Genomic DNA, 10,314 nt, shown 5'->3' with positions numbered 1-10,314 from the left:
TGCCGATGACATAAACGACGGGCTCTCGCTGCTGCAATTGCCTGACAGGGCACTGAGGTCCTGAACCAGTCGCTGGTAGTGCTGGTAAAGTTCCGTATTATTCAGGCTTGTTCCTACTGGCCGCTCACTCTCCGACCCAATGTTGTTTTTCTCACCTCCGGCCAGGCTGCACAGGTAATTCACCAGCCGTTGCCCTCTGCGAATGATTTTGTTCAGAAAGGTCACGGCTTCATTCTCTCCCCCGTCACTGTCGTTCATGGCTAACTTGCTGTCATTCCTGTTGATCATAGCCATGGGGTTCAGGCTGACTTGTCCACCTTTAAAGTGCAGACTGGCCAGCACCTCCGGTTTCACCAGTGCCAGTGTCTGGTTAGTGCCGGTATTGATGATCCTGAAGGTTTGGCTCTCCAATGGCAGGGAAGCGCTGCTGCGGGTAAAGTTGCTGCTGCGGGTGAGATTGCTCTGCACCTGCGGGTTACACTGGCTGAACGCCACCTGTCCCGGGGTCAGGTCGGTAAAGAACAGTGCGGTGCTGTTATCACCCGACAAACGTCGTAAATCCGCCTTAGACCCGGACGACAGTAGAACATAATGCTTGCCATGGCTGTCGATTGTGCGGGCTGGCCTGCACGCCCGCAGGTCATAGACGTCATTGCCAACACCGCCGACCAGCGGGCGCGTCCAGTCGAGAATGGCCTGCCACAGGCTGCTGTTGCCGGGCGTATCCAGCCTCCGGTTGTCACACTGGTCGCCCCGGTTTGCCAGCACTTCTGGCCGTGCTGCGATGTTGCCTGAGGTTCCCAGCAGCAGCAGGTCATGACCGCCCCATCCACGGAGTGACCACTGTCGGGCGTCGGCGCCAAGGTACAGAATATTACTGCGGCTATTGCCCCAGAGTCTCGCTGTCCTGTTACCGACGGCGGACGAGCTGATCACGGAGGGCAGAAACGGCCATGACTGGTAACCGCTGTCGGGTTTCGGCCCGCTCACCTGAACACTGCCCGGCTCCCAGCCCCACTGTCCTGTGCCAGTAATAAACACCTGACGTCTGACGTATGTGGCGTTCAGGGGTTCCAGTGTCAGTTTAATCCCGTCCATCGCCTGGTAGGTGACGATTTTTACGGGTTGGTCCTGCTGGATGTACAGGGGGTTGCTGGCTGTGGCGTTGATGAATCGGAGGCGTTCCTTCCTGACGAGGCTGCTCACCGTGAGTGGCAGGACGACCCCCTGACCTGAGTCCGTCACCCGTGCTGCCAGGTCGGATAATGACAGCTCAAGGTCATTGAACACCAGCGTTGTGGGTTGCAGGAACTGGTCGTGCTGTCTGGCCCAGACCTGCTGAATCTCGATCTCGGCATCGCCGGTGGTAAACCGGTTGGACAGCACCAGGTTCTGACCCCGGCGCCAGGCAAGGAAGAGGAAGGCCGATACATTCAGTTCAATGCGGGTTTGTGCCCTGTCGTGCTTGGTGATGCTTTCTTCAGCCAGGCCGGGATGGATGAGGATTCGGGCAAAAAATGACAAGTCTGTCTCATCCAGTTTAATCACGTCGGACCCACCCTGGCTCTCCACCATGATCCCGAACCGCTGTCGGGTACCGTTCCGGACAAAGGCCACCCGATGCTCTTGGTAGTAAGTGTCCAGCCGCAACGTTTCCAGTTTGATCTTGTCGGCTCCGGGGGTTCCTGACAGCAGCAGACCCTCGGCCATCACGGCGACCCTGCCAAAGGTGCCCAGTGATTGGTAACCCTTTTGGGTGACCCGGTACAGCGTCTGGTTGTTCCGGTTATAAACGACCGTGCTCGTTGACGGAGGGAGCGAGAACTTCCGGACGCTGCCAATCACTTGCTGAACGCCGTGCTCCTTGCCAGGCAAACCGAACAACAGTCTCTGTTTACGTGGACTCTGGCCCTGGTAATCCATCCAGGCTACCTGGGTTGGGGAATAGCCAGAGCGCAGCGTGAGGGCGATCAGTTCGGTGTCAGCCTTCTGGCGTATGCCCGCTGGCAGAGATCCCATGGCCTGGTTAAAATCTTGCCGGGTCCAGTAGACCAGCCTGCCGGTGGTGTTTCTGGGTCCTATCAGGCTGAGGTCCAGCGCCACCAGGGCCAGATGCTCCCGGTTAGCCAGGTATTGGGCCGTCGGTGTCTGGATGCGCCACGCCCGGGCACCGTGTTCCCAGTGGTGGCTACCCCTCAAGTCGATACGCTTAGCCATGTAACGGCAGGGAACGGAGATTTGGTCATCGAACTCACTGGGCATCCCGGTCAGCGAAGCGGCGGCGGCCTCACCACAAAAGGGATGGCCTTTGGCGCCCTGATCAGGCTGTCGGAAAAACTCGAAAGCCTCCTCTTTGCGAGTGTCCGACAGGGCGAGCAGTTGGCCGTCGTCGTTCACCATGACTTCAAACTGGTCACGGGTGTTGGCTGCCAGCAGGGTGTCGCTGTCCGGGTAGTACCAGACGTCCAGTTGCCTGATCGCGCTGAACAGGGGGTGGTCGATGATTGCGGTGATGGGTCTCAGCGGCACCAGCCCCACCTTGGCCGAGAACCCCTCCCGGGCCCCATTCAGCCGGTCTCGCAGCAGACTCTTGAGCTCACGGATGAAAAAACGGGCACTGGTGGTGGTCCAGGTTGTACCGGGGTGTTCTATGGTCAGTTTGGCGAAGATCAGGTTGACTACCTTGCCCAGGTTCAGGCTGTCCACCATCAGGCCAGACTGGGGGGTGAACTGGTGCACACTCAGGGTATCGTTCGACTTGGCGACGATCTGCCCGGTGGCTTCCACCTGCCAGTTCTTAAAAGGTCCTGACTCCACCGACAGGTTTTCGCTGACCACCCGGGTGTTATCCCAGGCCTTGTCCGGTATCCACAGCCGGTAGCCACCGTTGGTATCGGCCAGGAGGCTGCCGGAGTGCGCCTGCACATGCCTGAAGACGCCGACTCTGGCTATCTTTGCCTTTACTTCTGCCTTTTCCAGCGCTCGCTTCTCGCCTGCAGGGCGGATCAAATGGAAACCGGAGTTCAGCCGCTGGATACCACCGGGGCGATTCACGTCGGTGCTGAAGTAATACAGTTTGCCGGAGTGCCGACTGAACAAAATGTAGTAAACAGTCTGGCCCCGAACCACCACCTTGTGGACCGGCAGGTGCTCTTCACGCAGTGCCCTGCGGACACGCTCATTGATCGTCCGTAAACGGCTTCCGTCGTTTCTATTGTTTGGCATGTCGCCATCCAGCAGGCTGCTCAGGAAGGTAATATAGCTTCGGGTGGCGTCGTCATAAAAACCGGTTCTAAGAAGACGGCGGCTGCCGTAGCTATCGACATCCTGCAAGGGAATCAGCCCATGGTCGGATGTCGTTGTGTCAGATGCCACTGCAGGTGGGGTAGGGGGTACACTGAGCTGGCCATCCAGGGTTTCTGCCGCAATCACCTGGTGAGCCAGCTGACCGGACGGGCTGGCCGTCAACAGGTAATAATAGGGGGCATCAAATACCAGCAATTGTGACTCATCTTTGTTCGGCACTATCTTTGAGACATGGTGGCCAAACGAGCGGGCACTCAACTCATCGAAGTGCCTGATTTCCCGGGTCAGTGCCTCTTTATTCTGAAATAACACCTGGCCGTTGGCGGAGTCAAAAAAATAGTAGCCGGTAGCCGGGTTTCCCTGGACCGGTTGCAGCTGGACCGGTTGCAGCTCGGCGCTGGCAGCAATGAGCCGGATTTCCTGATGCTTAAGGGTATCGTACCAAAGCAGGACCCGGCCCAACTGATCCCAGTCTGCTTCGGCCAGTCCCAGCTTGCCAGGGAAGCAGCGGTAGGGTTTCTTGAGATACTCATTAACCTGTCGGTCACAGTCCCGCTGGTGCTGTAACCAGGCTGGGTTCTGCCGATTATTGCTCTTGGGTAGTGGGTCAAGGGCACCGTTCATCTCCCACCGGTTCGGTATTTTGGGTGACCACCCGGATGTGGTTGTGGTCCACCGGTTCGGCGCTCCGGCCATACAGCGTGCACGGATCTGAGGTGAGAAGTCGCAGTCTTTCAGCTCCAGCGGCAGGAACCGGCTGGCCGCAGTGTAACGGCTCATGATTCTGTTCAGTTTCGACGCCCTTGATGGCCCGTCATTCAGTCCTCCATTGTCGTACAAGCGCTGAATCACTTTGTGATCCAGCAGCCGCCACTCAAACTGTGCGTTGGGATCCCGGGCCACGACTTTATACGAGGGAGCCTGTTCATACCAGGAGTGTGGTCTTGGTTCAGGAAATCGGAAAAGGGTCTCACCCAGCTTGAAGTCCCGGTTATCTTCATAGGACAGGCTCACCCAGGACCGACAGTTTTGTACCTGGTCATCCCGCTCAGTAATGCAGGCATAGGGGAGCTTGCCGTCGTAGTTCAACACCCAGGTAGAGGCCGTCTGCCCCTGGGGGTGAAGGTGGATAGTGTGTTCACCGCGTTTACAGGGTGTCAGGGCGTAGGTTTTGTTGGCCCTTGGGACTATACACGTCATACTTCAGAAGTCCTGAGAATGTCGATGAGACCTCGCGAAAGACGACGACGTGATCCTTGTTATCGAGATACAGTCTGCTGGTTGACCGACGGTATTTCAAACTGTCGGTATGGGGGTGAACATCAAAGCAGGGGTATTTATAGTCGTAGCTGATGTCATCACATGAGCCATGCCCGTCGCACTCGGGATACCGGGTGTCTTTCGCTTTTTTCTGGTATAACCGTTTCAGCTTGCTGTCGCTGACAGCATCCCCAAGTTCCGCACCGGGGGAACTGCTGTCTGGCGCACTCCCCAGAGAGGTCTGGTCAAAGGGACTGTAGAGGAGCTTGACCTCCCACGGGGGGGGTTAAGGCATTAAAATGACCTTTTTATCGCTCATCTGCCCCAGGTTGCGGAATACCCCGTCTGAGCATTGATACCCGGTTAAACGCGGCTCATCCCGGCACAATGTCGCCAGGCCGTAATCGATCGGATTAAATGTGTTCGGGGAGTATTCGATCCGGTTGATGTGGCTGGCGCAGTGCCGTAGGGGAGCCTTGGGTACATAGGGTATCTTCTCACAGTTTTTCTGTTTCCAGTCGTCTTTTTTCCCGGCGATTAAGGTTGGCCGAAATGAATAGACGCCACCGTAGGTCAGGGTCTGGTTCTCCAGGTTGATAGACCGGATGTTCAGGGGCAGGAGACTTTTGCCATCCTCGCTCATCAAGGCATTGAGGGTCTGCTTGTTGGCCAGGAAGCTTTTGGGGTCCAGCTGGGCGTGGATCAGGTCAAAGATTTTGGCAGCCTCACCCGAGGCATCCTGCAACTTTTTGTAGGCCAGCTTTTTTAACTTCCTTTTATAGTTCTCCTGAAAAATACCCCTGACGTAGTGCATGATCCCGTCAATAAATGCCCCGACTGGCCCGAGGAACTCTGAAATGACGGAGACATAGGTATCCACCCACTCAAAGGTCACCATGGATTCCATGAGTTTCTTGACTTCCGGGTCCTCTTCGTTCTCGTACTCAATGAGGGTCAGGGTGAGACTGGCTCCCGGCACGGCGAGACCCAGTATGGGCACAAAACGACCGACTTTTTTACCCAGCCTGCCGACTTTTTTCAGACCGCCGGGCAACTTGCCCGACCCGGAAATATCGGGTAGCTTTGGTGGTTTCTGACCGGGGGGCAATGACGACCGGATGGCCGGGATGATTGTCTTGATCCCCTGTCGCCCGAGATTGATGATCTCAATCCCTTGCAATGCCACAGCCGTATAAAAAAGCGTCTGGCGCCCGGTATAAATCTGCTGTTGGGTGTCCGTCATATTCTGAGACGGGGGATTTTTGTAATGGTGTCCCACAGGGGAAAGCCCTGCTATCAGGTCGTAAAGGCCTATAAAAGACCTGAGCTTTTCCAGTCCGTTGGTGGAAGATTTTTTTCCTTTGACCCGGAATCCCTGACGACCCGTCCCCTGGAGAAAGCCCCGGAAGCGATCAAAGGCACCGGAGGTAAACCGGATGTTCTTACGGGTCAGGGTATCGGGTTCCATAAAGTCCATGCGCCAGCCACGGCCATCCCGACGAAGGGTATCCAGTTGGGGAGCCATGCTGTCGGCGAGTGAGTGCCGGGTTTTAATGTCCCCTGTGGCGGTATCGAACTCCAGCAGCCGCTGCCTGAATTCGGCTCGTTCAGAGGCCACACTTGAGAGGCTGTCTTCAGTCCGGGGCAGCACCGGAACCGAAAGGTGGCTGGGCGGCAAATAGCGGAGCGGGGGGATTTGAATCCGATGGCCGGGGCGACCTCAGCACAGTCTTTTCGCCGGGAAGCAACCGGTACTCCGGTTGTCCGGTGCCCGGGGAGCGCAGCACAAGGCTGCCAATCGCCGGGCGGTCCTTCGGCATCAGATGCTGGATATCTTTCACCAGTCGTTTGAAAACCCGGGGCTGCCACTTCTGGGTTCGACAATCAGCTTGCCGACCAGGGGTTTGCCATGGGTGGGCGAGCGGGTCATAAAGGTTTTCAGGGCGTTCAGGGCTGTGATTCCGCGGGACTGGTTGCTGCTGGCAAGATCGCTGACGGTCAGGGTGGCGATGTAGCGGTCCGGGGTAAAGTCGACCAGTGTCGTCAAAGCATGGGCAATCAGTCTGGCTGGCCGACCGAGAACGGTGACGCGGTTGCCGTCTCCCCCGGCGATGGCCGACTGAACCCGGCCATCGGGTGTGAGCAGCACATAACCGGCAGCGGGGGTAGCTTTCAGCAACAGGGGCTGACCACTCAGGGTGCCGTCTTTTATCTGCTGTTGAGCGCGGGTAAACGAATCTTCGTCCAGGGCAATGACCGAGTGCATGCCCCGGGCGTGAGCCAATGCGTCCTTGCCTTCCAGGCGACGAAACCGGGTGAAAAAATTCTGCAGCCAGCGCTCATCTTCGTTGGCGGGTTTGATCAGGGCGATATCCGTTTTTTTCCTGTCGTTGCCAAGACGGAGCTGGGTTTTGAAGCCGGAAAGTAACCGGAGGGCATACTCCAGGTTTTTGCGTCGAGCATCGCAGCTGCTCATGCACCGGCTGATCTTCGAGGCCTGTCACAAGGCATCTGTAGCCAAGCCTGTGAGAAGCTTGATGTTGGCGAAATCATTTTTGTATTCCTTGTTAAGTTCGGCGGCACCCAGTATCGATTTAGGATCGAGAGTGTAGATATCGAATGCCTTGACCTGTATCCGACGTTTGAGGGTTTCGAAGGCTCTGGTCTTTTCTTCGTTGCTATGGAAATTGGCCATTGCCTGCTCAAGCTGATCTATCTGATCAGGCGCGCTGAAACGCAGTGCGTAGCGCTCAAGCCACTGAGTGTATGTGTGAGAACTTAGTGCAAGGCTAAGTGTGTCTGCCAAACGAATAGTTTCTCCTGCAACCAAAGTGGCGAAAGTGGCTTTTTCAGTTTGTGGGTGTTCCTTTAATCCATGAAAGATCGCGGTTTTGAACTCAAAGTGAAATGTGTAATTTTCAGCATTTTTTCTTCGATCCCCAGGCTCATCTTCGCCTATGGCTTTAGACAACTCATCTTCGAGTCCGGCAAAGGTAGGCCTGTCTTCGATTACGACTTTGACCAAATCATCGTTGAGTTTGGCATCAGCAAACTCTCCTTTGAGTAGAGCTTCGGTAAATTCTTTTGTGAGTTTGTCATCGTTCGGATCCTCTTTGCTTGTCTTATCGATAAACTCATTTTCGAGGTCAAAGGAGGCCAACCCGAACTTGGCTCGGTATGTCACGGCGCCGCTACGGTCAAGGGTAAAAACAATGCGGTTGAGATCTGGATAGGGGGCATTTTTCGAGGTTGACGGCCCGTGAGGATCACCTGCTGACAAGAATCCTCGAATCGCAACAGCTGAGTTTGCATAGATACCTTGTTTGGCCAAGTTCCTTAAAACTTCAGGTACAATATAATTTTTCTGGCTGGTATTTAGTACACCCTCAGAATCTTCAATGCCTTGTGCAGAGTTATCAAAAAAGAATTTTATGGTTTGTACTCTGGTATTTTTTGGGATCAACGTTCCCAAAACCGCTGATAGCTTTAACATTAAGCGCTTGTAATAGAAAGTATCATATAGATTCAAGTCGCTATTATAGAAATGAAGGCTTCCAGTCATGATGACTTTAGTGTCTTCGCCAATATTTTTGAGCGTTACTCCTGACACTTTTTGAAGTGTTATTGTTTCTATTTGATTTGAATCAACAGCATTGTATAAGACGCTGTTTTTTTCAGTGCGGTACTTATTATAAAGTTTAAAGCAATGTATTAAAGAATCGCTTATGCCTTCTATGTTTTTATCTGAATAATGAACGATTATTAATCTTTCATATGATTTCTGACCACTTGTTGGTGACGAGTTAAAACCAAGGTTTCTAAAACTTCTGTTATAAAAGAGATTATTCGCTATGAAGTAGTTAATTGGAATGATTTTGATGTCTTTTGGTTTTTCAAGATTTATTAATCTTTCAAAAGCATCATAACCTAATTTTGCAGTAATGATGCAGTTAAATTTGTCGATATCATGCCGAAGATCAGTTGATATGGTTGCAATTTTATCGATGTCATTATCAGAGATAATAACTTTTCTTTCCATATAGAATTTATGAATAGCCTTCCTTATCTTTAATGTGATTTCTTTTTTTCTTAGTGATGATTTTTTTAAATTTTCTACAGTCTCATGAAGTAAACAGATTTCATCAAGTAGTAGTTTGATTGTTGGGTGTCCTTGGCGAGAGGCCACCATCAGGGGCTGGATTGAATCATCAAGAGCTATAGTGGGAGTATCATATTCAAAATTTACTTTCTTACTGAAGAATAATTTATTACGGCTATACTCCTTTAAGTCATATTTCGGCAGACTATGGAATAAATCACTAATACTGCTTTCTGCTACGATACCTTGAATTCGAGTGATTTCTTCTCTCGACAGGGTTGTACCGTATCTCTCAAAATAAGGGCTGGGATCTGAAATAGTTCCATCTGAAAACATTTTTTTAAAAAGAGCATGTAGCTTGGCACTTTCGAGCTGCTTTTCCTTCTCAGAAGTCACTGCCGTCCCCGATATAGGATCAAGGGAACTGCTTCTTTTTAGAAAGGGGTGACTGTTCATTTCCGGTAGTAGTCCTTTATCAATATATACCCCTCTCAGTACGAATTTTTGACTCAGCCCGATAAATCTTTCGATGATTAAACTGTTAGTAAAGCCTAAACTGTATCTGATAAAATTTTTATATTCTTGATCTAGGTTTTTCAGCTTTTTATGAACAATAGCGTTGCTGATTAAATTTTTAATTTTATCTAAAGAATTATTTATTGAATTTCAGCTAATTGGATGACAAATTCCTTCTTTACACTATATGGAAGATCAGATTCCATTATATTTAATTCTTCTATTTCACTGCTTTCTCCCATAAAGTTATCAATTTTTTGCCAGATGCTGTCTTTCAGCCGAGCAATATCACCGGGGTCATCTTTTTCGATAGCGTTATTGCTTATCTCGGAAAACAGCAGCCTATATATACCCCTCCATAAGAGTTTTTATGGTAAATCCCTATAGCTCTTTCGGTTATCAAAGGCTTTTTAAGGCTTAAGGTGTACTTGATATATTCACTGTGTTGTCGTTCAAAATCAGAAGTATCTCCTACAACATTATTCATGCCAATGGTTCTTCGAATTTGATTTAATACATTGTTGGTTTTATTCCATTGGGTGGTAAACAACCTCTTTACACTGTCTGAAAAATCGGCTTTCATTATATCCAATCTTTCTATGTCATCGTTTTCACCCATAAAAGCATCGATTTTTTGCCAGATACTACGCCTCAACCACGCAATATCAGCGGGATAATCTGTTTCAATCCTTTGTTGTATTCTCTCAGAATACAGCAACAAATATAGAATTCTTTTGTATATCAAGGCTTTGGGAGCCCATACATAGATATCATGGTTCTTGTTCGCCCAGGCCCATACTTTCACGCAAATAAATTCCCAATCTTCAGCAGGACCGACAATAGCAAAATGAATCTTCTTGGGTATAGCTGGCATGATAATACCTGATAGATTGATTTACATGGTTTTCAAAAGGGTTTTGATAATTGTCTTTTCACCGGCGTGGTCAGAGGACTTTAAATGCTTAAAAATCGCACCGTGCAGTGTAGTCCGGAATTGAGAAATTGACCTGCCTAGCCGTTCTATAAAATAAATTTGTCGTCTTTTTAAGCATGGGTAGGTTACTGACAATCAGCCAAGACCCATCGTCGTCAAACTTAGCGGTGTCGTCAGGTTCTGCACTATTCTCTGTTTT

Annotated in this window: 6 protein-coding genes; all 6 read right to left on the bottom strand. The window is 51.2% G+C overall.

The window, feature by feature from the left end:
* Window positions 1–4,506, bottom strand: a 4,506-nt coding sequence (locus ACO6V5_RS00030; protein WP_422492038.1) for a hypothetical protein, incomplete at its 3' end; no start/stop codon positions are given.
* A 346-nt stretch (window positions 4,507–4,852) separates the two neighbouring features.
* Window positions 4,853–6,184: a hypothetical protein gene (locus ACO6V5_RS00025; RefSeq protein ID WP_422492037.1), complete on the bottom strand. Its 1,332-nt coding sequence runs from the start codon at window positions 6,182–6,184 to the stop codon at window positions 4,853–4,855.
* A gap of 16 nt (window positions 6,185–6,200) precedes the next feature.
* Entirely contained in the window at window positions 6,201–6,386 is a 186-nt protein-coding gene (locus ACO6V5_RS00020; RefSeq protein WP_422492036.1) for a hypothetical protein, read from the bottom strand.
* Between the two features lie 17 nt (window positions 6,387–6,403).
* Complete coding sequence (locus ACO6V5_RS00015) at window positions 6,404–7,042, bottom strand: hypothetical protein (protein ID WP_422492035.1); 639 nt, start codon at window positions 7,040–7,042, stop codon at window positions 6,404–6,406.
* Window positions 7,043–7,066: 24 nt separating this feature from the next.
* Window positions 7,067–9,121, bottom strand: a complete 2,055-nt coding sequence (locus ACO6V5_RS00010; protein WP_422492034.1) for a hypothetical protein — start codon at window positions 9,119–9,121, stop codon at window positions 7,067–7,069.
* 382 nt (window positions 9,122–9,503) lie between these two features.
* Window positions 9,504–10,055 (bottom strand): hypothetical protein, encoded by a 552-nt coding sequence (locus ACO6V5_RS00005; protein WP_422492033.1) that lies wholly within the window; start codon window positions 10,053–10,055, stop codon window positions 9,504–9,506.
* Between the last annotated feature and the right edge of the window lie 259 nt (window positions 10,056–10,314).

The sequence above is a fragment of the Endozoicomonas sp. ALD068 genome (genome assembly GCF_049310145.1).
GTDB lineage: Bacteria > Pseudomonadota > Gammaproteobacteria > Pseudomonadales > Endozoicomonadaceae > Endozoicomonas_A.
Note: the sequence above shows the minus strand (reverse complement) of the source record. Positions and strands in the feature narration are given on the sequence as shown.